We start from the raw sequence: 23,766 nt of genomic DNA on the forward strand, positions 1-23,766 counted from the left end.
GCATAATCCTCATACTTATAATTAGTTTCACCTTCTCGCTGTGACATCATGTACCTCCTTTAAATAATCAGAAAATAGCCTGACTTCATTCAATAGACTAAAATTCTACGTTTTAGACTAAGGACGCAGAATAGCTTTTAACGTTATTCCTTTCTCAGAGTCTTTGGCGGCCTGGTTAATCTGATCCAGGGTATAAAATTTGATCATCCGGTCAAAGGGAAAACGGCCACGCATATGAAGTTCTATCAGTTGAGGAATAAAAATATCGGGGTTTGAATCACCTTCCACAATACCCATGATCGTGCGCCCGTTCAGGATATTCTGCATATCCAGGATTGCTTCAGCGCCGAAAGGCGCAACACCGATAAGCCCGCATGTCCCACCTATCGCTATGGAATCAACTGACTGACGAAAGACCTTTGGAATGCCGGTGCACTCAAGGGAATAGTCAGCGCCGGGACCGGTAATCTTCTGGATTTCTGCAACAGGATCTACCTGATCGGGGTTGACAGCATGTGTTGCTCCAAACTCCCTGGCAATTTTGAGCCGATCTTCATTGACATCAACTGCAATAATCGTAGTGCATCCACAGGCAAATGCAGCCATGATTGCGCTCAATCCCACAGAACCTATCCCAAAAACAGCAATAGATGAACCTGCCCTTGCGCGTAGCGAATTCAAGACTCCTCCTGCACCGGTCTGGAAACCGCAGCCCAACGGACCAAGTATATCAAGAGGAACATCCTTACGAACTTTGACCACATTTCGTTCATTTGCAAGAACATGGGAAGCGAAGGATGACTGGCCAAAAAAGGCGCCATGGATAGCTTCACCATCTTTATGCATCGTGGTAGTTCCATCAGGACGTACTCCTGCAAAATTCGACCCAAGAAAGTTAAGACAGTGAGGGGGCACGCCTTTTACACAGGACGGGCACGTCCCGCATGTAAGATAACTAAGCACCACATGATCACCCGGAGCGATCTTCTTAACCCTCGACCCGACCTTTTCTACAACACCTGCGCCCTCATGTCCGAGAACGGCAGGAAGCGGAAAGGGCAGATACTGCTCCCGCGCCACAAGATCCGTATGACACAGCCCGGAGCCTACAATACGCACTATTACTTCATTTTCCATTGGATCATCGAGATCTAATTCTTCGATAAGGAATGGACCTGATTTTTCTCGCACCACAGCAGCTTTAATCTTCATAATTATATATACCTCCTTTAAGATTTATATGTTATATTCCAATGGCCAGCGATGTCGTGTGGATAAAACAATCGACACCTCGGGATTACTCACATATCTCATCATAACCACGCATTTTATTCTGCATATTATCATTGAGAAAGCCGTTACCCTCCTGAAACCTGGACAAATATGCTGACTTCATCAGATTCGTGAAGTATATCCGTAAGCCTTCTTGATAGACCTTTTACAAAAAAAACATGTGCCTCATTTTCGGGTATGCCAAGCACATTCAATAGATCTCCTACGGTCTGTCCTTCTTCCAGAACCACATCTACACCTTTGTTATGATCATATGCAGGCACATATTTTCTAAGCATCCCGAACAGTTTCACATTCACTGAAAGTGATTTATGCAATATCCTATTCATAAATTACAATTAACAAAAACTACATTGTACCTGCCTATTTAGAGATCGCCCCACATACGGTCAAGCTCCTGGTCAGAAACAGTAAAGGTCACATTATGAGGAGGAAGTTTCTCTTCTTTCATAAATTCAGGCAAACGGTCGTCAAGGTTGGTTAAACCGGCCGCTTTATTGAAATCACGTTCGGTCTTAATAACCTGTATTCCGAGCTTTATTGCATCATCAAGCGTCAGATCTGCTCCATAAAGACCGCTCATCATTTCAAGGAACCCCTGCCCTCCTTCCGGAGTGCCCCCAACCACCATGTTCACAAACATACAAAGTCCTGTACAATCCATTGCAGCCGTTACAATCTGTATTTGCTTTGAGATATCTACCTGACCTTCAGATTTGTGGGGGTCCAGAGTCCCTCCCATAACTTCAAGGTTGAAGTTCAGTACCCAGCCGGCAGTATGATCTGCACCCATCGGAGAAGTGGCGTAAGTTACCCCCATTCCGTGAATACCTCTGGGTTCATACATTGATATACTTTGTTTCTTAACTACGGGTACCCTTCTTGCGCCGAATGCCCTTCCAGTAGACCAGGCACCTGAGCCAAGTATTCTTCCCAACGGCGTACCTCTGCCCACTTCTTCCAGAAGCTCCAGAAGCCCGTTGCCGTCGCCAAAGGCCTTAATCCCGGCTTCCATAGCGACACCTACTGTTCCACCCATTTCCATCGTATCCATACCACAGTCATCGCAGAGCCTATCTGCCCTTGCGATGATGTCGAGATCTGAAATACCGCAATTTGCTCCAAAAAGACCAATGGTTTCGTACTCTAAAGCAGATGTTATGTGGTCTCCATTCTCGTCAACATACACATTGGAACATTGAATAATACACATAGAACACCCTGCATGAGAAGGTTTCCCGCCCCGTTTGGTTATCACTTCGTACATGTATTCACCGTTCACCTTATCTATCCCTTCGAATATCCCTGCACTGAAATTTCTTGTGGGATATGCACCTGCAACGTTAAGGAGACTGGCAATACCGTTTGTACCGTACAGTTTCAGATTCTGTCCTGTTTCCGGGTGATCCTGAATTGCCTTTACAAAAACCTTCATGCCTTCTTTGAATCTTTCTGGGTTAGCTACAAAAGCACTTTCACCGCCCTCATCATCTATGACAATTGCCTTGAGACCCTTCGATCCCATTACAGCACCTGTCCCTCCTCTCCCTGCATGTCTGCATGGAAATCCGGAGGTGTCTGTGCTGGCAATAGTCGAGACAGGAAGTCTCATTTCTCCGACAGGGCCAATTGAAAGAACGGCTATTTTCTTCCCATACTTTTCCTGAAGCTTCTCAGCAAGTTCATAGTTTCGCATAGAGCGGTATTCATCTGCGGTAATTAGCTCACTACCACTCTTTGTCACACGGAGAATATAGAGTTTGCCTTTTTCAGGAAACCCCTCGACTATTATAGCCCCCACACCAAGCCTGCCCAGCCGATACGCAGCCGTACCGCCAACGTTACTCTCTTTGATTCCACCGGTGAGAGGGCTTTTCACCCCGATTGAGAGTCTTCCAGAATTCGGTGCATTCGTCCCGGCAAATGCACCAGGGGCTATTACCAGTTTATTGTGACTTCCCAGGGGCTCACAGGTTGGCGGCACTTCCCTTGCAACAATTGTGGATGTAAGGCCTCTACCCGCTAAACCCATATACTCTGTTGGCATTTCCTGTGTATTGGTTTTTAGTTCCGACATGTTCACACGCAAAATATTTTTCATGGTTTTGCCTCCCTGTTAAGGATTGATTTTCTGCATAAATTGTCTTAATAGGTAAGATATTACATTGCGGCATATACCATGTCTATCCGTAGACGTACGTATTTTGTTCCGGAATCCTCCGTAATTTTTACCCTTCACCTTACTTCTTTTACCCTGGATTACCGTCGTGAATAAAGACGAAACCCCTTCATGTGCTCATTATCGCATATGGTTATCCTCCTTTCAGAACGGCAACATCCTTTTTGACTTCTGGATTGTTACCCACTTCAATTCAGTGAGTTCCTCCAATGAGTAATGGCCGCCTTCACGACCTTGACCGCTTGCCTTGCAGCCGCCGAAGGGACAGCATGCATCGGCATCGATAGAACCGTCGTTGACATGGACCATGCCTGCTTCCAGACCTTCTGCAAGAAAAATGGCCTTTTCCAGGTCCCTGGTTATTATGCCCGCCGAAAGCCCATACATCGTGTTATTTGCCACTTCAAGCGCCTCTTCTGCATTGTTAACAGGTATAATAGAGGCAACGGGGCCAAAGGTTTCCTCATGATAGATGCGCATATCAGGAGTAATATTTATAAGCACTGTGGGATTGTAAAGTCGTCCTTCATATGTGCCTCCAGTGAGAAGGGTCGCACCTTTGGCAACTGCATCCTTCACATGGGCGTCTATGCTCTGAACCTGAGCATCGCTGATAATTGGACCGATAAAAGTGGTAGGAAGACTGGGGTCACCTACAGGCAGATGTGCAGCCAATCCCGCCAATCCCGCTGAAAATTCCTCCACTATAGATTTTTCCACAATAACACGATCAACGGACATACATATTTCACCCTGATGGAGGAATGCACTGAATGCAGCCGACTTCACAGCATATTCCATGTCAGCATCGGCAAGAACAATAAGAGGATTCTTTCCACCAAGCTCAAGGGTATATTGCTTCAATTTTGCCGCAGCCCTCATGGCGACATGGCGGCCTGTAACGGTTTCACCAGTAATTGCAACAAAGGAACAGCGGTCATCGTCAATGAGCGCATCACCGAGAATACTTCCGGGTCCGGTTATGACGTTAAGGACACCGGGCGGAAGACCGGCCTTCTCGAAAAGTTCCCCGATTTTAAGACCGATAACCGGCGTTTCACTTGCCGGTTTCAGGACAACAGTGTTCCCTGTAGCTATGGAGTAAGCCACTTTATACATTGAGAGAATCAGAGGGAAATTCCAGGGCGAAATAGCAAGTACCGTACCCCTGGGCTTACGGAGCGTCATGGAAAGCTTACCAAGGTCATTGTGGAAAGTCTCGCCGAGTATACGTTTGCTGTCTGCAGCAGCAGTTTCAAGAAGATCTACTGTTTGGGAAATCTCGAACATGACCTTTCCGAAAACTCCACCCCCCTCCTGAGTAAGGACATCCGCAAACTCCTGTCTGTTAGCTTCAAGCAACTGAGCTGCCTTATTGAGAATTTGCGATCGCGTCAGAGGAGGTGTAGCTGCCCATTGTTTCCGTGCGGCATAGGCCGCAGCCATAACACGGTCAGCATCCTTAACATCCCCCTTCGGCACTCGCGCATATACATCACCTGTGTAAGGATTCAGATCATCAAAGGTTGCCCCGGACAGGGCATCCACCCACTGACCACCAATAAACATCTGATAGTTCTTCATATTGATCTCCTTTTTTACTATCGTTCCTCATACTCAATACATTTCATTTGAATTAGGTACTTTGTTCGTCTCTTACTGCCAACGGATTTATCCAGTATTGCATAGGAAATTGACTGTGTCTATCCGTAGTAATACGTATTTTTTTGTCATTATTTACGTAATTTGGTTTGTATTAGGTATTTTAGTTACTTTGTATTAGGCAAAGAATATTGGGCAATTTCATTTTCAAATCAAAGATTGAACGACTTATCCCGCTAAAACGTGCGGTGCAATCGTGGCAACAAGGAAGAAGCGACGTAGCCACGAGTAAAGCGAGTTGAAGGGGTGGCCGGGTACCCGCTTGCGGGTGTTCTAGACATAGCGGAGCCGATGACGAAGCCAACGATGATAGCGCTTTCCCCAGAAAATAAATCTCCCTATATATATTTGTTTGACTTTGTTTCTTTTTCTCACATGTGGGGTAGCCGGCCCGGGTTATAATAATTTCCCCTGCGTGCTCTTTGGCAACACTGTTTTGTCCATATGACCGGCTGAGGTCAGTTTGATTTACGGGGTTTTCACCACCATTAGGCGTCGACCTTTTTTCCACATTGTGTTATATCGTTTTTATGTATTTATGCCGCTTCTTTCAATGTTACCGTAAATCCAAGGTTGGTAAGTCTCTTTAAATAGCTCTTCACAATACGGTCTTTCTTACGAGTATCAAGGTAATTAGCCCCCAGTTCCTTGTAGGGCACTTTGTATTTGAGTATGTGATAGCACATTATAAGTATCTTATGCCCTACTGCAATGAGCGCCTTTTTCTTTCCCCTTCTCCCTGCAAGACTCTGATATTTGGCCCTGAGATACGTTCCCTTCATCCTCGATGCCACCCATGCGAGCTCTGTAAGGATACTTTTCAAGCACTTATTGCCCTGTATCGTGGTCCCGGGTTTTTTCTTACCCGCGCTTTCGTTGTTGCCGGGACTCATTCCAGCCCATGATGAAAGGTGCATTTCGCTGGGGAATAGGTCCATGTTTACACCCATCTCTGCGATGATGACGGAAGCACTGTCTTTCACCGGCGGTATGGTCTGGAGAAGTTCATATTCTTCCTTATAGTGAAGATCAATCATTTCCTCAATCTTTTGTTCCAGGTTTGAGAGTATCTCTTCGATTGCCTTTATATGTTCCAGAGATGCCTTTATCATGAATGTATGATGTGTATCCATATGCCCCACGAGCGCTTCCTTGAGGTCCTCTTTTTTTCTCCTTAATTTACCTTTGCTCAATTCAGCCATTTCCTCTGCCTTAAGGTCACCTTTCATCAGCTCTTCGATAATCCTTGTTCCACTTACCCCGAATATATCTGAGGCAACACAGGAGAGCTTTATATTCGTATCCTCAAGAATCTTTTCGATCCTCTGCTTTTCGGAGGTAACAGACTGAATAAGCTTCCTCTTGTACCTGGTGAGGTCTCTCAGTTCCCTTATTTCTTTGGGAGGGATAAAACTTCCCCTGACCAGCCCGCTTCTTAAGAGTTTACAGAGCCACTCACTGTCCTTCACATCGGTTTTTCTTCCCGGTACATTCTTGACGTGCCGTGCATTCACCAATATCACCTTAAAGGTATCTTCCAGTATGTTGAATATGGGCCTCCAGTAGACTCCTGTGCTTTCCATGGCTATGTGGGTAATCCGGTTTTCCTTGAGCCAGATCTTGAGCCGCATGAGATCATTGGTCATGGTGCTGAAGGTCCGTATCTCCTTTTTTATCCCTGTCCCCATGATGCATGCCACCACTGTCTCCTTGTGCACATCAAGGCCAGCTCCTCTTTCAACGATTATATCCATGTGACCCCTCCTTGTTGGAATGACTACATGGATATTCTTACTATAGAAAGGAGGCATCTGGCGACATTTTCATTCCTTTTTGTGCCGACAAGTCGGCATGTGTGTTTGATTTAGAATTGGAATAAATTATACTAATTCTTCCGTTGGAAGCATGCCCTTTTTCAAGGCATACTTGATAAGGTCGGTCTGGGTGTGAAGATCGAGCTTTCGCATCATATTTGCTCTGTGCGTTTCCGCTGTTCGCGAACTTATGAAAAGTTTGGCGGCAATCTCTGCGTTGCTGTAACCTTCTATAGCAAGATGTAGGACTTCTCTCTCACGGGTACTTAAGGTATTATATGGATCAAGAACAGTATCTTTTGTCTGCTCCAGATAGGTGCTTATAGCACGCTCTGAGAGCGGAGGGCTGAGATAATGGCGACCTGCCATAACCTCACGAATGGCATGGACCAGATCTGATATATTGGATTCTTTAAGAACATAACCATATGCACCATTACGTAATGCCTCAACAACATAAGGTTCATTCATATACATAGACAGAATGAGCACCTTTGTTTTTGGAGAGAACTTTGTGACCTGACGTGTTACTTCGAGTCCATTCAGGCCGGGCATCATCAAATCGACTACCAATACATTCGGTTTCAGACGCGTGGTAAGATCTACTGCTTTTAAACCATCGCTGGCTTCGCCGACTACTGAAAAATCTGCATCATTTTCAAGTAAGGCTTTTACGCCCTGTCGTACAATATGGTGATCATCTGCAAGGACAATACTGACTACACTCATGATTCTCCGCCATTTAAGTACCCTGTTGCAAGCAGCAGGGTAACCGCTGCACCCCTCCCTTGAGGGGAGGGGAAAAAGGGGAGGGTGATTGATGTCAAAGACTTACCCTCCAGTCGATAGACTTATCGGAAACTCTGCCGTAAGACGGGTACCGGTACCCGAGCTAGTCTCAATAGTAAAGTGACCTCCCAATAATACTGCCCGTTCGCGCATTCCGTTCAAACCGCTTGTGCTGCCTCTTTTCAACACGGCCTCAGGGTTAAAACCAACACCATGATCTTCGATCTGCGCCCCCAGCACTTCCTCATCAGACCATAAACGCACTGTGACCTCGTTTACCTTAGCATGGCGGGCAACATTGGTCAATGCCTCCTGAATAATTCTGTAAACTGCCGTCTCTATTTCAAGGGGGAACTTTTTGTCGCCGAGTCCCATGTGCTCGAATACCACATGAATATTCATCTGGCCGGTAAATCGTTCAAAGTGCCAGGGCAGCGTGAGAAGCAGACCAAGGTCATCAAGCATCGAAGGTCTCAGATTGAGAGACAGCTCACGAACAATCGCTACCAGCTTATTCACCATTGATTGGGTATTCATTAACCCTGCCCTTATTTCTCCTTCTGACTGCAAAGCACTCATTTCGAGAGCAAATTTAAGGCCGGTTAATTGCTGGCCTATTTCATCGTGCAGTTCTCGCGCAAGGTATCTGCGTTCAGCCTCCTGTACTTCAACCAGTTTTAAAGAAAGCGCCTTCATCTGCCCGTGCGATTTCTGCACCTGTTCAAAAAGACGCGCATTTTGCGTAGCAACTCCAATCTGTTTACCAAGGGTCCTGAAAAAGTTCATCTGTCCGGTTTGGAATTTGTCCGGTTCTTTGTCAATAAGAAATATCATACCCTGGATTTCGTTCTTTGCCTCAAGGGGGGTGCAAATAGAGCTTCGCCATAGATGCCTGAATTCACCTTGAGACAAACCATTTGATTGCAGAGGATCGATACAACTTTTTGAAACAACGCTTTCGTTTTCCTGCGTAACCGTTCCGGCATTGTAGGAATCTACTGCAAAGGTTTCAAAATCATGGAGCACGGTATGCGGTACTCCCCAGGACATTTCCATGCTGATCCTGTGGGTAACCTCATTGTAAAAGAAAATACCGCCCGTTGTGATGTGTAATTTTTCAATAAATACGTTCTTTAAGGTTTCCAGAATTTCCGTCAAATTCAAAGAACTACTGACAGATGTAATTATATCGTTTAAGACTTCCAGTTCCAGGTTCCTTTCTCTGATTCGGTCTTCAGCTTCCTTACTTTTTGTAATATCTTCGCAGGTCATCAATATTTCACCGGCGCCCAGTTGCACAGGAATGAAATTAATATGCTTCAGCATACCATCCTTGCACATCACCTTTCTCGTATAGGGTCGTCCTTCTCCTGGTTCTATTGATTTCAAGGCAATCCATTGCGATACCACCTCGTCACGATAGGGTGGATCAGGGTATGCCAACCTAACCCAATCTCTTAAATTGGGTATGTCAATAAGATCATAACCGAATATTTCCTTAAATTTTGGATTCACGTATTTGAATGTATCATCAGCACCTATCATTACCATCCCTACAGGCGAACTCTCCGAAATGGTCTGGAATCTCTGTTTTTCCGCCCTTAACTCTTCTTCTGCCTGTTTACGTGCTGTAACATCGGTGAGGACAACAAGGTTCCTGTCGCCCAGATAGGTTACCCGGAACTCTATATCTTTATATTGTCCGTCTTTGCAATCTACCCTGAATTCTACGTCTTTACTACGTCCTTCCTGTAATCTATCGGCCTTCCAGAACCTTGCAACAATCTTTCTGTATTCCGGGTCACGATAGGCCATTCGAGCCCAATCTCTAATCGTTGGGAGATCTTCGATGGCATATCCGGTTATCCTCGTAAATTCAGGGTTGAAATATACAAACCTGTCACTATCATCAAATAAAGCAATGCCATGGGGATTATTTTTTAAAACAGAGAAGAAGATTTCTCTTTCCTTGAGAACCAGTTTCTCCATCTGCTTACGCTCCGTGATATCACGGGTGCTGGCAAGAATAAAATCTCCCTCAGGGAGTGACAACTTGTTTAAGTATACCTCCACATCAAAAACATAGCCGTCCTTTGGTCTTCTGCCTTTACACTCAAAGAACTGGTCTTCGCCTGACATGACTTTCTTCCAGATAGCAGGAAAATCCGTACTACCATCCGGCACAGTGTAGTCTTCAATAATCGAACGCCCTATTGCTTCTTCGTGGGTACACCTATACCTATCCAGCATTGTTTTGTTTACGTCTATCACTTTCCCATCAACATCATGTACAAAGACCGCATCGTGTATATTATTAAAGACTGTTTTCAGATAATCCTTGGTGGCCATAAGTTCTTTTTCTACTCTTTTACGTTCCGTGATTTCTCGTACAACAGCAAGGACAAAATCTCCTTCAGGGAGAGACAACTTATTTAAGAATACCTCTACATCAAATACATAACCGTCCTTCGGCCGTCTGCCTTTACACACAAGAAACTGGTCTTCGCCTGACACAACTTTCTTCCAAATAGCAGACATATCCGGACGCCCGTCAGGCGTAGTGTAGTCCACAGTAATCGAACGCCCTATTGCTTCTTCCCGGGTACTTTGATACATATCCAGCATTTTATCGTTGACGTCTACCACTTTCCCGTTAACATCATGAACAAAGACCGCATCATGTATATTATTAAAGACTGTTTTCAGATAGTCCTTGGTGGCCATAAGTTCCCGCTCGACCTTTTTTCGGGCGCTAATGTCACGGACGCTCGCAAGAATCGAGTCGCCGTCAGGAAGCGGAAGTTTTGTCAAAAACACTTCCACGTCAAACTCGAAGCCATCCTTCGGTCGTCTACCCTTGCATTCAAAAGTCCCGTCTTCCCCTGCCAGAATTCTTTTCCAGATTGCGGGAAAATCCGGACGCCCTTCCGGGGTAGTATAATCTGGAATGATCTTATATTTTAATGCTTCCTCGCGTGTAGTGAACTGATACATTTCAAGCATTTTGTTATTTACGTCTAAAACGTTTCCGTCAACATCATTAACAAAGACCGCATCATGTATATTATTGAATACCGTATCCAGATAACACTTGGTGTCCGTGAGTTCCCGCTCAAACCTTTTTCTTTCTGTAATATCGTGTACGCTTGCAAGGATATAATCCCCTTCAGGCAGCGGAAGTTTCGTTAGCGCCACCTCCACATCAAGGGTGGAACCGTCACTTGGACGTCTTGCTTTCCACTCAAAAAACTGATCTTCCCCCGCAATCACCTTTTGCCAGAGAACAGAACAGGCTGATAATCCCCCATGGTATTGTCGGGGGCCTTAAAATCAGGAACAATGGAGAGACCGATGGCCTCTTCACGGGTGCACCGGTAAATCTCAAGCATCTTGTCGTTGACGTCTACGATCTTCCCTGTGAGATCGTGGACAAAGACCGCATCGTGAATCTTGTTAAAGACCGTATTAAGATAGTTCTTGGTAACGGTCAGTTCCTTCTGTACCCGTTTACGCTCCGTAATATCATGTATGCTTGCAAGGATATAATCCCCTTCAGGCAGCGGAAGTTTCGTTAGCGCCACCTCCACATCAAGGGTGGAACCGTCACTTGGACGTCTTGCTTTCCACTCAAAAAACTGATCTTCCCCCGCAATCACCTTTTGCCAGAGAACTTTGCCAGAGAACAGGCTGATAATCCCCCATGGTATTGTCGGAAGCTGTAAAATCCGGAACAATGGAAAGTCCGACAGTTTCTTCACGGGTGCAACGATAGATCTCAAGCATCTTGTCGTTGACGTCTACGATCTTCCCTGTGAGATCATGAACAAAAACGGCATCATACAGGGCGTTGAAGATAGCCCGATAGTCGGTCTCTGATATCGGCATTATCTTATGGGTGAATTTATCTGATTTCTTTTTATTTGTTTTTTGCGAACTCTGTAATCCATGAATTTGTCTGGATATATCCTCATTTTTTTTACGCATAGACATACCCTAATAGAAATATGTTGAGAAAATATTTGTGAATGTATTTTTATTTTTGATCACTAAAGTGGTCATATACATTCCGATATTGTTATCATCCCAATGTTCGCCATCTGAAGATGGCGGCCTTAACGGGTTGCCTATGTCGAACTTATTCGACAAGGCTTGCCCCGCCGGTATTAGATCAATTAATAAAAACTCTTTTATATCTTTTCATATCCTCCAATGCCTGTCCGGCACCCATGACCACAGACAGTAACGGCTCGTCATTTACTTTTACTTTTACTCCTGTTTCTGTCTCAATCCTCTGGTCAAGCCCTTTCAGTAAGGCTCCTCCACCCGTTAATATCATTCCTGACTCATTTAAATCAGAAACAAATTCAGGCGGCAACCTTTCCAGTGCTCTTCTTATTGCATCAATAATTGCCCCTACAGGTTCTTCTATTGCTTCCCTTATCTCGTCTTCCGATAGCTTCAGACTTTTTGGTATTCCGGTCAGCATGTCTTTTCCAACAATACTCACAGGGATATCTCTAAAATTCATCGGATATATGGAGGCTGCCTCCATTTTAATCTTTTCAGCAGCAATTAAACCAATAGATAACTGGTGTTTTTTCTGAAGATATCTGACAATCGACTCATCAAGCTCGTCCCCGGCAACCCTTAGTGATTCGCTATACGCTGTAGCAGAAAGGCTTATAATGGCCACCTCCGTTGTTCCTCCTCCTATGTCGACAACCATATTACCTCTTGGCTTCTCAATTGGCAATTCAGAACCGATCGCGGCAGCCATAGGCTCTTCTATAAGGTATACATCCTTGATTCCAACCTGAAAACAAGCGTCTACAACAGCTTTCTTCTCCACCTGAGTAATCCCGGAAGGAACTCCGACTACCATTTTAGGTTTTGAAACCTTTCTCTCCTTCCTGACAACCATAAGAAAATACTTTATCATAGCCTTTGTAACATCAAAATCCGCAATTACCCCATCTTTCAATGGCCTTATTGCGCTGATGTTCGGAGGTGTTCTTCCGATATATTCCTTGGCTTCCCTGCCGACAGCGATAACTTTTCCGTTAACGTTGTCAATTGCTACAACCGAAGGTTCATTAAGCACAACACCTTCATCTTTCATATAAATAAGTGTATTTGCCGTACCGAGATCCATTGCAAAATGTGTTGAGAAAAAACCAAATAATTTACTAAAATAATCAATCATACCCCCTCCTTTATGCCATCTGTATTAAAAGTCTTTTCTTCCTTCAGCTATGTTGAGAAGTTCCCAAATATTTACCGTACCGTCTTCCGGGAACCTTGCCACTCCTGTTTCTATACCGCTTGAAATATACGTAATATTTTCTTCCGCAATACTTTTATTTATAGTGTAGTCAAGAATCCTCATAATATTTTTAAAATCCACCCTCTCGTCGCTTCTTGATAATACATAAAAATGACCGCCGCCCTTTCTTGTAATAAATGCCTGCCCTCCAACACAATACCTGATAATCTTAAAAATCTTTTTCAAAAGATTGTTTGTATAGCTTAACCCCATATGTTTATTAAACAATCGTATATTTTTAAGCTTAAGAGATAACAAAGAATATTTATCTCCTTTTTTCGTCATATTTTCAAGTATTTCAAGAAAGACAGGGAATTGAATGGAATCAGTTACCGGTTCAAAATCCCTTAATCTTTCCAGATTGTCCTTCATCCATAAAGAAGAACAATACAGAGACAAAAGTGTTGAAACATTTCTTAAAATACCTATTGATCGTTCAATTAATTGTTTATCTGAGACAGAAACATACCCTGCAACACCTATTATAATGTCATCCGTGATAAGGGGAAAACCAAAAAACTGTTTTGCTTTTAAAGTCTCTCCGGAAAAAAACATTGGTTTTTCCCTCAAAAGCCTGCTGTTATAAGGAAGCAGAAGCTCTCTCCCGCCTTCCATAATCATAGAGGTTATACTCGCACCAAGTGAACATTCTTTTTTTACATATCCGTCTGAATCAATCCCGAAGAAATCATGAACAAACATCTTTCCACCCTTTTCAACACAAATAAAACACAAATCGGCACCGGAAAGGCTCAGACATTCAATAAACAATTCATTTAAAGAAGTTCTTGAAAGATTCAACTCATTGAAGAGATGCACGATTCTTCTTTCTGAATATAATTCTTCAATACTTTCCTCCATATCAAGAGTTCTCTTTTCTCTCTCGATCTCTTTATTGAGCATGGAAGCAAAAGCACCGAGTATCTTTTTTTCCTTGTCGGTAAAAGCCCACTTCTTCTTGCTGTCAATTATGATAACACCTTTGTTTTCAATGGGATATCCCATAAAGGATTTGATGTCTTCCGTTTTATTATAATATCCGAGGGTAGCCTCGTCTTTGTCAAAATTGGGGATAATAAGCGGCTCATTATGCTTGATCACCCACCCTGGTAGCGTTCCTTCAATAAGAATATCTTTCTTTTTATCAAAACTTCGGGACAAAGTTTCTGACGAAAGACACCTCAAGCTGGAATCTTCCTTAGAAAATAAGGCTACTGTAAAAGCCTCGTATATGTTGAATATAATTTTTGAGAAACCGTCCAGCATTGTGTTCATATCTGCATTATGTCACTATCCCGCCTGAACTGTCAAGGCTTGGCGGAGAATATTCTTCAAAAATAACAGGGCACTCAATATCAAATTTTTCCAGTATTCTGCACATGCTGCATTTCTCCCCGAAAGAAGGATATCCGCAGACTACACAATGACTATCTTCCCTGCCCTTCCTTCCATTATAAAGCTCCCCATCGTCAGGGATTTGCCTTCCAGGCTGCGCTTGAACATCTTTTACATCATCTTCATTGGCCAAATTTGCAGTCCCTTGCCTGTCGGCTATATCCTTATTAATGGCTTTAATTTTTTTAGTCATTCTCAGGTAGCCCTTAATGAAACCTATCTTCGTCGCAGGTGACAATTCCTCCAATTTGTTCAATATACTTTTATACATCAGTGACTTCGCACCGATTGAGAAAGGACATTCTTCGTAAATATAGTCAATCCCGTTAATGATTGCATACGCTGCCATTTCCCGTTCCGAGCACAAAAATAACGGCTTTGCCTTTCTCGATAAGCGCCCTTCCCTGCCCTCCAACAAGACATCTTTTTTCCATAAATACTCGTCCTTCCAGTACAGGACATTTCCAAGCAGGGCAGAAGCTTCATCGTCAAGATTATGCCCTGTCATCAGAACAGAATAACCTTGGTCCAAACACACTTTGTTCATAACATAGCGCTTTATCATGCCGCACGCTGAACATGGTGCCCTTCTTAAGATTTTCGCCAATTCCTCTATCCCTTTTCCAAGCATATCCCGAAAGCGGAAAATAAAAACTTTTCTTTTTAAATCATCAGCCATTTTTTTTATTTTAAAAAGGGACCTATCAGAATAATTTTCAATACCGAGATCTATATAAATACCGTCAGCACGAAACCCGAGTTTATTCATTACATGCCAGAGAGCCAGGCTGTCTTTGCCGCCTGATACGGCAACTATCGGTGTATCATCTTTATTAATAAGGGAATATTTGTTGATAGTTGATAAAACCCTTTTTTCAATAAATGAAGTGAAATCCTCTGCGCAAAGGGCAGTGTTGTAAGCCTTCAGGCTAATATTTGCCGGTTTACCACATACCCTGCATTTCATCCGCCGGAAATTACCCTTATGAGTTTTATATTGTCGTCCGTTCCCAGCTTGCAGTCCTCTGTAACCAAGCTGCCGTTTACAATGACAAGATGCGCTTCTTTGCTGAGAGAAAATTCCTCAAGAAGTTTTGAAACAAGCATCGGTTTATTAAATTCATGTACTTTGTTATCCCATTCAACTTTCATCGTTTATTAGATAACACAATGAAGTAGTGTTGTCAAAGAGTTGGTGCCTGCGATTGATTTTATAAAAAATGTGATTATATTACATTTATCAGTCAACATTTAACACTCGGTTGACAAAATAATTTCAGCAACAAAGCAGCGGATGGCAATAAATAGCAAATTAATTTTATGAGGTGAGAATATGAACTTTGATAAGTTAACTATAAAAGCCCAGGAGGCTGTAGCCGATGCCCAGAAAAGGGCGGAGAAAAACAGAAACCAAATGATAGAAAACGAGCACCTTCTCTATAGTCTTGTATCTCAAAAAGAAGGTGTTGTTAAACCGATACTCGATAAGCTGGGGGCAAATACAAGTTACATCATAAACGATCTGGAAAAGGCATTAAAGAAATTTCCGCATATAGAAGGTGCTGTACAGGTCTACATATCACCACACCTGAAACAGTCAATTGATACAGCATTTGACGAAGCAGAACGATTGAAGGACGATTATGTCAGCGTTGAGCATCTCCTTATCGGTATCACAGAGGTTCACGAAGGGGCTGCCTCAGATATATTGAAAAGCTACGGAGTCACAAAAGATAAGATTTATTCCGTACTAAAAGATATAAGGGGTTCACAAAGGGTAACAGACCAGTCACCGGAAGAAAAATATCAGGCTTTACAAAGATACTGCAGGGATTTAACGGAAGAAGCAAGGAAAGGCAAACTCGATCCTGTCATCGGCAGAGATGAGGAGGTAAGGAGGGTAATGCAGGTACTCTCACGGAGAACAAAGAACAATCCTGTTATTATCGGCGAACCCGGCGTCGGGAAGACCGCCATTGTTGAAGGATTGGCACAGAGGATAGTTAGCGGAGATATACCTGAAACATTAAAAAACAAAAAAGTGCTTTCTCTTGACCTCGGGGCCATGCTGGCAGGAGCAAAATTCAGGGGTGAATTTGAAGACAGGCTTAAAGCAGTCTTAAAAGAGATTGATGAGGCTGCCGGCACAATAATCCTTTTTATAGATGAACTTCATACAATAGTGGGAGCCGGTAATGCACAAGGAGCAATAGATGCATCGAACATGCTGAAACCAGCCCTTGCAAGGGGGGAACTGCGCTGCATCGGGGCAACAACTATTGATGAATACAGGAAATATATTGAAAAGGATGCCGCTCTTGAGAGAAGGTTCCAGCCTGTTCTTGTCGGAGAACCTTCTGTAGAAGAGACAATCGCCATATTGCGGGGTCTCAAGGAGAAGTACGAGCTTCACCACGGCGTCAGGATCAAGGATTCCGCCCTCATTGCAGCAGCAACACTTTCCCATCGCTACATAACAGACAGGTTTCTGCCCGATAAGGCAATAGACTTAATTGATGAATCATCATCAAGATTGAGAATGGAGATTGACAGTGTGCCTACAGAGATAGACGAGATTGAAAGAAAAATCATCCAGGTACAAATAGAAATTGAGGCATTAAAAAAGGAAAAAGATGAGGCATCAAAGGAAAGGAGGAAGAAACTCGAAGAAGATCTGAATGAATTAAGAACAGAGGTTGGTAAAAAAAGAAAGCACTGGGAAAAAGAAAAGACCCTGATTATGGCCATAGGCGAGATAAAGGAAAAGATCGACAAGGCAAAGACTGAAGCCGAAGAGGCAGAGCGGAGGGGCGATTTCGGCAGGGTTGCCGAAATCAGGTACGGTACAATCACCGCTTTGGATGAAGAACAGAAAAAGAAAAACCAGGAACTTGCAGAGTTTCAAAAGGGCTTAAAGATGCTGAAGGAAGAGGTCGACGAGGAAGACATTGCAAGAGTTGTCTCCAAATGGACAGGTATACCTGTTTCAAAAATGCTTGAAGGCGATATGGAAAAGCTTGTCAATATGGAAGACAGGATACACAAGAGGGTTATTGGTCAGGAAGAGGCCGTCGAAGCGGTATCCAGTACAATAAGAAGAGCACGTGCCGGTCTCCAGGACCCGAACAGACCACTTGGCTCCTTTCTATTTCTGGGACCCACCGGCGTCGGCAAAACAGAGCTTGCAAAGGCGCTTGCAGAGTTCTTATTCGACGATGAACAGGCGATTGTAAGAATCGATATGAGCGAATTTATGGAAAAACACTCCGTATCACGGCTTATCGGGGCACCTCCCGGATACGTAGGGTATGAGGAAGGCGGCTATCTTACCGAAGCTGTGAGGAGAAGACCTTACTCTATTATTCTCATGGACGAAGTGGAAAAAGCACATCCTGAAGTATTCAATGTGCTTTTGCAGGTACTCGATGACGGAAGGCTCACTGATGGGCAGGGCAGAACAGTGGATTTCAAAAATACTGTGATAATAATGACATCCAACATCGGGAGTCAGTTTATATCCGATTTCGGCGGCAAGGATTATGAGGAGATGAGAAAAGGGGTATCCGAGGCAGTAAAACTCCACTTCAAACCCGAATTCATCAACAGAATTGATGAGATTATTATATTCAGATCACTTTCAGAAAATGACATAAAACATATTGCCGACTTGCAGCTTTCATTGTTGTCAAAGAGGGTTGAAGATAGAAAGATTGAGCTTGTTTTTACCGACAAGCTTAAAAACATGATTGCAAAAGAAGGATACGACCCCATTTATGGTGCAAGACCTTTAAAACGGCTCATTCAGAAGAAACTGCAGGATGCCCTTGCTATGATGGTTTTAAAAGGCGAGATAAAAGAAGGCGATAAGGTGACTGTGGATGTGAACACAAAAGGAGAAGTAGTATTCAAGCGTTAACAACAAAACCGGGGCATAGATCATTCATGCCCCGGTTTTTTGATCGGCAAGTTTCCCTTGACAACAACATGCAGTTGCTGATATATAAAATCATCTATAGATAGGCGCATAGCTCAGTGGGAGAGCGCTACCTTGACACGGTAGAGGTCCGGGGTTCAAGACCCCGTGTGCCTACCATTAAAATCAATAAATTACCCTACCCAATTAGTGATGAATTCCATTATAATGTCGCCCTGCCCTGTTATCCGATAATGACAGAAATCCTGTTCCGACAAAAATCAAAAATATGTTAAAAAGAATAACATTCTTGTAACGGATTGCGATCTTAGGTTTTAATATCATACTGCCGAATCTGAAATACCTCCTTTCTTTTTTTTAAAGCAAAATTTAAATTATCAAGCATTTCATTCAGTTCTGATGGTTTAGTCCAGTATTTTTCCCTTATTACAATTTCCATATGATTGAGATTCCATGATAAAGATGCTCCCTCATCATATCCGGATACAAATATCAACAGATAAAGCGGCGCAAACATGCCAACGAGAATGAAGATTATGGCAACCTGTCTTTCTGTGCTCATAATGCACCCCCTGCATTTGACTGATATAATTATATCGGTAAAAATAGATTTGTAAAGAACTCATACACCAAGACCACCTGCTCCACCGAAGGTCATGCTCAATAAAATTATTTTATAAAAAATGCTGGACGAATAAGCTACCGTACTGCTATTATTATTCTATATCAAAATAGATGGTGGATAACCATTAGAAAGGAGTTATCAATGCTGAATGAAGTTATTATGGCAGAAGCGAGAAGTTTTATGAAAAGCCGGGTAATTCTCACAGCAGCAGAGCTTGACTTTTTTACTTTTCTTGATAAAAAACCTGCCACTGCAAAAGAGATAGCAAAACAGCACAGTCTCGACGTACGGGCTACAACCAGGGTCCTGGATTGTCTTATTGCTTTAGGGCTGCTGCAAAAAAACTCCGATCTTTATCAGAATACAGAAATGGGGGCATATTTTTCGGCTCATCATCCCGAAACGGTCCTGCCTGTGATTATTCACTGGAATTACCTTTGGACAAGCTGGAGCGGGCTTACCGATATTGTAAAAAAAGGGACCGGCAAAGAATCCAGTACCAGCCTCAGGTTCAGCGATACTGAAATGAAGGCTTTTGTCGATGCAATGCATGTGATCGCAAACAATCTCTCCCGTGAAATAGCAGATGTATACGATCTCAAACCATACAAGCGCCTTCTCGACATCGGGGGAGCTTCAGGTACCTATACAATAGCTTTCCTCAAGAAAAATCCACGTATGAAGGCTATAATTTTTGAATTGGAAGATGTTATCCCTCTAGCCCAAGAGAGGCTCAAGGAGGAAGGTCTTTCAAAACGTACAGAATTGATAGCAGGAGATTTCTATCAGGATGAACTACCAAAGGGATGTGACCTGGCACTGCTTTCAGCCATTATTCACCAGAACGGCATGGAAGAGAACCTTCATCTCTACCAGAGAGTTCATCGTGCCCTTGAATCAGGAGGAACGATACTTATTCGTGACCACGTTATGGACAAATCCCGCATATACCCTCCTGCAGGGACTTTGTTCGCCATCAACATGCTTGTACAGACCCGCGACGGTGATACCTATACTTTCCAGGAAATAAAAGAAACTTTGGAAAATGCCGGTTTTGTTGATGTAAAGCTAATAAGAACCGGAGAAAAAATGGATTGTCTGGTGGAAGCACGAAAACCGGCATAGCTGTCTATGGTTTTACAAGTTTGGCTTTTTAAAACATATTGATTACTGGAGAGCTTTTATTATGAGCAAAGATCGTCCGCAGTGCGGACTCCTGATAGAAAACAAAGAAGGCAAAGTATTATTACAACTGAGAGACAATAAACCTGATATTCCCTATCCCAATTGCTGGGGAACATTCGGCGGCCAGATAGAAGAAAAAGAAACCCCTGAAGAAGCCATCGTAAGAGAAATTCGGGAGGAGTTGGAGTATAAACTTTCCAACCAGAAATATTTCGGCAACTTTCCCTTTGACGGATATAATATTTATATGTACAGAATCATTGATCACGATTTAAAGCTTAATGATATAACAGTGAAGGAAGGTCAGGAAGGCAGATTCTTCTCGCTTGAAGAGATTCAGAATGCAGACTGTGCTGCTAATTGTAAAGAAATTGTAATTGCCTATTTTAATATGTTTCATTAAGGAACTTTTTCCATGTTCAGATATAAACATCAGTTTTATCAAGAAATTGAGGCTATATTTTAGAGAATCTTTTAATAAACAAAGGAGGTTTATATGTTTCGGAATGTATTAATTGCTGTTGTTGCTTTGCTTACCCTTGTGTGGGTTACAGCCGGATCAGCAGAGATAAAGGAAGGTCTCTGGGAAATTACAACAAAAACAGAAATTAAAGGAATGCCCGGACAAATGCCTGCAACTACGACAAAGCAATGCATTACTAAAAATGACGTGGTCCCAAAACCGGAAAAGCAGGAAAAGAGCCAGGAATGCAAGATAAAGGATCAGAAAGTCAGTGGAGACACGGTAACGTATGCCATGGAGTGTAAGGACAGAAGTGGCACCATAGTTGAAATCTCCGGGAAGACAACCTATAAAGGGAACACCTTTGACGGCACCACTAATACAACAATGAAGAGCAAGGAAGAGGGGACTATGCAAATGACAAGCAAAATGTCCGGAAAATATATAGGGCTCTGTCCGAAATAATTATTTTGTTTACGACCATTTATAATATTCATAATTTAGCGTAAAAACAACCTTAGCAAGGAGGTACTGGAATGAAACTACTCAGGTACGGCAGTCTTTTATGCTTAATAATTTGTTTCGTTATATCATGCGAAACCGTTCCGATAACCGGGAGATCACAGTTGAGTCTTGTATCCAGCTCAGAAATAAATTCGATGAGTTTTAATCAATACAAAGATTTTCTCTCAAAACACAAGTTGTCAAATAATATCGAGCAAACACAACACGTAAAGAACGTAGGTTTGAAAATTTCCAATGCAGTGTCACAGTTCTTCACTATGCAGGGTCAGTCAGACCGGTTAAAAGATTATAAATGGGAGTTTAATCTGGTAGAAGACAAAGAAGTTAATGCATGGTGTATGCCTGGCGGGAAGGTAGTTGTCTACACTGGAATTCTGCCCATTACAAAAGATGACACAGGTCTTGCAGTGGTTATGGGGCATGAGATAGCACATGCAATTGCTGATCACGGAAAAGAGCGTTTAAGTCAGGAACTACTGACACAGATGGGAGGTACAGCACTTTCAGTAGCCTTATCACAACAACCCGGAGCAGTCAGCTCTCTCTTTCTTGGTGCATATGGTGTAGGTACACAGGTTGGGGTGCTCCTCCCATACAGTAGACTGCATGAATCCGAGGCTGACCGTCTGGGGCTTATCTTTATGTCCATGGCCGGGTACGACCCTAACGCAGCAGTAGCCTTCTGGGAAAGAATGGCACAGGGGAAGAAGGGCGGCTCCTCGCCTCCTGAATTTTTAAGTACACACCCGGCAGATGCAACCAGGATAAACAACATTAAGAGTTATGTGCCTGAAGCGATGAAATATCGTAGATAAACCCGGATATGTTGAATTGGAAAAGTTGTTTTCAATCAATTCGACTTTTTCCTGAGAAAATAACAAGGTATTAGCTGTTTCTTTTCACAAACACTATTCTTTGAATTACCGTAACGTGAGTTAAAACAGCAAGGATAATAAAGGCATATTCCAAAACATTGAAACAAAGGCCAACAAAAACTATTACCAGCCTCTCCGGTCTTTCAAGAATACCGGTGTTGCAACCAAGAGATGCAGCTTCAGCTCTTGCCTTTGCATAGGGGATAATTGCCGTGCCGACAGCGGCAATAAAAACAATAATAGAATAGAATGAATCGCCATGTCGCAAAAAATGGATAAAAACACCAAGCATAATTAAAAGGTCTACATACCTGTCAAGGACAGAATCGAGGAATCCCCCAAATTTGGTTACTCTATTTGCATTCCTTGCAACTGCACCGTCCATGAGGTCAAAAAAACCGGAAATCGCAAGCAATATTCCGCCTGTCATCATATAATCAAAGGCTATACATGCAGATGCGGCAAAGCCGAAGGGAACTCCGCAGATTGTTAATATATTCGGATTTACTACTTTATCTTTAAAGAAGAAACGATAAATCCCAAGAATTACAGGATCAAGAGCATGCCCTATTTTTGAACTGATCAAAAGCGGTTCCTATCTCTCCCTTTCACCCCTTATGAATTCCTCGACCATGTTTCTTGCGATATTATCCGGAAATTGTTTAATCGGATGTTTCATAGTATAAGCCGAAATTGACTCGAGCACACCGGCTGCTTTTCTATCTCTCGCCACCTTGCAGCATCTTATTGCATCTATAATGCAGCCTCCGCTGTTTGGCGAATCCTCAACGGACAGCCTGAGTTCCATGTTAATCGGAATGTCGCCAAAAATTCTGCCCTCTATCCTCATAAAACAGACTTTATTGTCATTTTGCCAGGGAACATAATCTGAGGGACCGATATGAATATTCTCAGCTGGCATAGGCACGTCCAACAATGATTGAACTGCTTCGGTTTTTGATATCTTCTTTGATACAAGCCTATCCTGATTAAGCATATTCAAAAAATCAGTATTTCCACCAGTATTCAATTGGTATGTCCTGTCGATTTTAACACCCCTGTCATCAAAGAGCTTAATTAGACTCCTATGTATGATTGTTGCACCGATTTGAGATTTTACATCATCGCCTATTACGGGTATGCCTTTTTGCTTGAACCTCTCTGCCCAGTTCTTATCTGAAGCAATAAATACAGGTATACAATTAATCAAACTTGTCCCGCTTTCAAGACAGCATTCCGCATAAAACCTCGCCGCATTTTCAGAACCAACTGGAAGGTAATTTATAAGGATCTCCACATTTCTATCTTTTAATATTTTTATGATATCCACAGGCTTTTCATCGGACACCAGAAAAATCCTGTTTTCAGGATAATCCTTCATATGCGGAGAAACGCCATCCAATACATGTCCCATAGAAACGGTTACATCCGGTTGAATAATATCCCTGTCGATAAGCTTTGTACAATTCGGTAAAGCAAATATTGCATCTTTAAGGGATTTGCCGACTTTTCTTTTGTCAATGTCAAATGCTGCAACAACTTCTATATCTTCAGCTTTGTAACCGCAGATCTCGAAATGCATAAGACCTATAAGTTCATCTCTTTTCTTTGAGTAATAACTAAGACCCTGTATAAGAGCACTAGCGCAGTTGCCGACTCCAACAATTCCGATGCGTATCTTACCCATTCCGTAACCTCTTTTTT

The 23,766-nt window shown here is 42.9% G+C and carries 21 protein-coding genes and 1 tRNA gene; 6 read left to right on the forward strand and 16 right to left on the reverse strand.

Going from position 1 to position 23,766, the window contains the following annotated elements; genetic code table 11:
* Positions 1-117: 117 nt before the first annotated feature.
* The 13 genes from NT010_10765 to NT010_10825 form a co-directional block, all read right to left on the reverse strand.
* Positions 118-1,212, reverse strand: a complete 1,095-nt coding sequence (locus tag NT010_10765) for an NAD(P)-dependent alcohol dehydrogenase (GenBank protein ID MCX5806530.1) — start codon at positions 1,210-1,212, stop codon at positions 118-120.
* Positions 1,213-1,358: 146 nt separating this feature from the next.
* On the reverse strand, positions 1,359-1,622 hold the full coding sequence (locus NT010_10770) for a MoaD/ThiS family protein (GenBank protein MCX5806531.1): 264 nt from the start codon (positions 1,620-1,622) through the stop codon (positions 1,359-1,361).
* A 38-nt stretch (positions 1,623-1,660) separates the two neighbouring features.
* Entirely contained in the window at positions 1,661-3,394 is a 1,734-nt protein-coding gene (locus NT010_10775; GenBank protein MCX5806532.1) for an aldehyde ferredoxin oxidoreductase, read from the reverse strand.
* A gap of 222 nt (positions 3,395-3,616) precedes the next feature.
* Entirely contained in the window at positions 3,617-5,056 is a 1,440-nt protein-coding gene (locus tag NT010_10780; GenBank protein MCX5806533.1) for an aldehyde dehydrogenase family protein, read from the reverse strand.
* A gap of 614 nt (positions 5,057-5,670) precedes the next feature.
* Positions 5,671-6,888: an IS110 family transposase gene (locus NT010_10785; protein ID MCX5806534.1), complete on the reverse strand. Its 1,218-nt coding sequence runs from the start codon at positions 6,886-6,888 to the stop codon at positions 5,671-5,673.
* A gap of 126 nt (positions 6,889-7,014) precedes the next feature.
* On the reverse strand, positions 7,015-7,677 hold the full coding sequence (locus tag NT010_10790; GenBank protein ID MCX5806535.1) for a response regulator transcription factor: 663 nt from the start codon (positions 7,675-7,677) through the stop codon (positions 7,015-7,017).
* A gap of 102 nt (positions 7,678-7,779) precedes the next feature.
* Positions 7,780-11,007, reverse strand: a complete 3,228-nt coding sequence (locus NT010_10795) for a PAS domain S-box protein (GenBank protein MCX5806536.1) — start codon at positions 11,005-11,007, stop codon at positions 7,780-7,782.
* Positions 11,004-11,393: a PAS domain-containing protein gene (locus NT010_10800; protein ID MCX5806537.1), complete on the reverse strand. Its 390-nt coding sequence runs from the start codon at positions 11,391-11,393 to the stop codon at positions 11,004-11,006. The genes NT010_10795 and NT010_10800 overlap by 4 nt, the downstream gene beginning before the upstream one ends.
* Positions 11,365-11,721 (reverse strand): PAS domain-containing protein, encoded by a 357-nt coding sequence (locus tag NT010_10805; protein ID MCX5806538.1) that lies wholly within the window; start codon positions 11,719-11,721, stop codon positions 11,365-11,367. Before NT010_10805 ends, NT010_10800 begins: the two co-directional genes overlap by 29 nt.
* A gap of 184 nt (positions 11,722-11,905) precedes the next feature.
* The gene (locus NT010_10810) at positions 11,906-12,940 is read right to left on the reverse strand and encodes a rod shape-determining protein (protein ID MCX5806539.1); all 1,035 of its coding nucleotides are present in this window, start codon (positions 12,938-12,940) and stop codon (positions 11,906-11,908) included.
* A gap of 24 nt (positions 12,941-12,964) precedes the next feature.
* Entirely contained in the window at positions 12,965-14,335 is a 1,371-nt protein-coding gene (locus NT010_10815; protein MCX5806540.1) for a GAF domain-containing protein, read from the reverse strand.
* Between the two features lie 7 nt (positions 14,336-14,342).
* The gene (locus NT010_10820) at positions 14,343-15,422 is read right to left on the reverse strand and encodes a tRNA(Ile)-lysidine synthetase (protein ID MCX5806541.1); all 1,080 of its coding nucleotides are present in this window, start codon (positions 15,420-15,422) and stop codon (positions 14,343-14,345) included.
* A complete protein-coding gene (locus NT010_10825) occupies positions 15,419-15,607 on the reverse strand; it encodes a MoaD/ThiS family protein (GenBank protein ID MCX5806542.1) in 189 nt (62 codons plus the stop codon). The genes NT010_10820 and NT010_10825 overlap by 4 nt, the downstream gene beginning before the upstream one ends.
* Before the next feature lie 181 nt (positions 15,608-15,788).
* On the opposite strand from NT010_10825, the gene clpB reads away from it, so the two are divergent.
* Together clpB and NT010_10835 are read left to right on the forward strand one after the other, a co-directional pair.
* On the forward strand, positions 15,789-18,371 hold the full coding sequence (gene clpB, locus NT010_10830) for an ATP-dependent chaperone ClpB (GenBank protein ID MCX5806543.1): 2,583 nt from the start codon (positions 15,789-15,791) through the stop codon (positions 18,369-18,371).
* Positions 18,372-18,473: 102 nt separating this feature from the next.
* Positions 18,474-18,548 (forward strand) — tRNA-Val (locus NT010_10835).
* 148 nt (positions 18,549-18,696) lie between these two features.
* Here NT010_10835 and NT010_10840 read toward each other — a convergent pair.
* The gene (locus NT010_10840; GenBank protein MCX5806544.1) at positions 18,697-18,951 is read right to left on the reverse strand and encodes a hypothetical protein; all 255 of its coding nucleotides are present in this window, start codon (positions 18,949-18,951) and stop codon (positions 18,697-18,699) included.
* 204 nt (positions 18,952-19,155) lie between these two features.
* On the opposite strand from NT010_10840, the gene NT010_10845 reads away from it, so the two are divergent.
* The 4 genes from NT010_10845 (at position 19,156) to NT010_10860 (ending at position 22,002) form a co-directional block, all read left to right on the forward strand.
* A complete protein-coding gene (locus NT010_10845; GenBank protein MCX5806545.1) occupies positions 19,156-20,139 on the forward strand; it encodes a methyltransferase in 984 nt (327 codons plus the stop codon).
* Positions 20,140-20,200: 61 nt separating this feature from the next.
* Positions 20,201-20,602 (forward strand): NUDIX domain-containing protein, encoded by a 402-nt coding sequence (locus NT010_10850; protein ID MCX5806546.1) that lies wholly within the window; start codon positions 20,201-20,203, stop codon positions 20,600-20,602.
* A 93-nt stretch (positions 20,603-20,695) separates the two neighbouring features.
* Entirely contained in the window at positions 20,696-21,127 is a 432-nt protein-coding gene (locus NT010_10855; protein MCX5806547.1) for a DUF3617 family protein, read from the forward strand.
* Between the two features lie 71 nt (positions 21,128-21,198).
* Complete coding sequence (locus tag NT010_10860) at positions 21,199-22,002, forward strand: M48 family metallopeptidase (GenBank protein MCX5806548.1); 804 nt, start codon at positions 21,199-21,201, stop codon at positions 22,000-22,002.
* A 70-nt stretch (positions 22,003-22,072) separates the two neighbouring features.
* On the opposite strand, the gene NT010_10865 is transcribed toward NT010_10860, so the two are convergent.
* Positions 22,073-22,648 (reverse strand): CDP-alcohol phosphatidyltransferase family protein, encoded by a 576-nt coding sequence (locus tag NT010_10865; GenBank protein ID MCX5806549.1) that lies wholly within the window; start codon positions 22,646-22,648, stop codon positions 22,073-22,075.
* A 9-nt stretch (positions 22,649-22,657) separates the two neighbouring features.
* Positions 22,658-23,749 (reverse strand): inositol-3-phosphate synthase, encoded by a 1,092-nt coding sequence (locus NT010_10870; protein ID MCX5806550.1) that lies wholly within the window; start codon positions 23,747-23,749, stop codon positions 22,658-22,660.
* Positions 23,750-23,766 lie beyond the last annotated feature (17 nt).

Source organism: Pseudomonadota bacterium, from assembly GCA_026388275.1.
GTDB lineage: Bacteria > Desulfobacterota > Syntrophorhabdia > Syntrophorhabdales > Syntrophorhabdaceae > JAPLKB01.

Coding starts and splice junctions, on each gene's coding strand:
- NT010_10810 (MCX5806539.1), bottom strand. CDS start 12,940: ATGATTGATTATTTTAGTAAATTATTTGGTTTTTTCTCAACACATTTT.
- NT010_10850 (MCX5806546.1), top strand. CDS start 20,201: ATGAGCAAAGATCGTCCGCAGTGCGGACTCCTGATAGAAAACAAAGAA.
- NT010_10860 (MCX5806548.1), top strand. CDS start 21,199: ATGAAACTACTCAGGTACGGCAGTCTTTTATGCTTAATAATTTGTTTC.
- NT010_10805 (MCX5806538.1), bottom strand. CDS start 11,721: ATGCGTAAAAAAAATGAGGATATATCCAGACAAATTCATGGATTACAG.
- NT010_10765 (MCX5806530.1), bottom strand. CDS start 1,212: ATGAAGATTAAAGCTGCTGTGGTGCGAGAAAAATCAGGTCCATTCCTT.
- NT010_10790 (MCX5806535.1), bottom strand. CDS start 7,677: ATGAGTGTAGTCAGTATTGTCCTTGCAGATGATCACCATATTGTACGA.
- NT010_10780 (MCX5806533.1), bottom strand. CDS start 5,056: ATGAAGAACTATCAGATGTTTATTGGTGGTCAGTGGGTGGATGCCCTG.
- NT010_10775 (MCX5806532.1), bottom strand. CDS start 3,394: ATGAAAAATATTTTGCGTGTGAACATGTCGGAACTAAAAACCAATACA.
- NT010_10840 (MCX5806544.1), bottom strand. CDS start 18,951: ATGAGCACAGAAAGACAGGTTGCCATAATCTTCATTCTCGTTGGCATG.
- NT010_10855 (MCX5806547.1), top strand. CDS start 20,696: ATGTTTCGGAATGTATTAATTGCTGTTGTTGCTTTGCTTACCCTTGTG.
- NT010_10825 (MCX5806542.1), bottom strand. CDS start 15,607: ATGAAAGTTGAATGGGATAACAAAGTACATGAATTTAATAAACCGATG.
- NT010_10770 (MCX5806531.1), bottom strand. CDS start 1,622: ATGAATAGGATATTGCATAAATCACTTTCAGTGAATGTGAAACTGTTC.
- clpB (MCX5806543.1), top strand. CDS start 15,789: ATGAACTTTGATAAGTTAACTATAAAAGCCCAGGAGGCTGTAGCCGAT.
- NT010_10785 (MCX5806534.1), bottom strand. CDS start 6,888: ATGGATATAATCGTTGAAAGAGGAGCTGGCCTTGATGTGCACAAGGAG.
- NT010_10870 (MCX5806550.1), bottom strand. CDS start 23,749: ATGGGTAAGATACGCATCGGAATTGTTGGAGTCGGCAACTGCGCTAGT.
- NT010_10845 (MCX5806545.1), top strand. CDS start 19,156: ATGCTGAATGAAGTTATTATGGCAGAAGCGAGAAGTTTTATGAAAAGC.
- NT010_10820 (MCX5806541.1), bottom strand. CDS start 15,422: ATGAAATGCAGGGTATGTGGTAAACCGGCAAATATTAGCCTGAAGGCT.
- NT010_10815 (MCX5806540.1), bottom strand. CDS start 14,335: ATGAACACAATGCTGGACGGTTTCTCAAAAATTATATTCAACATATAC.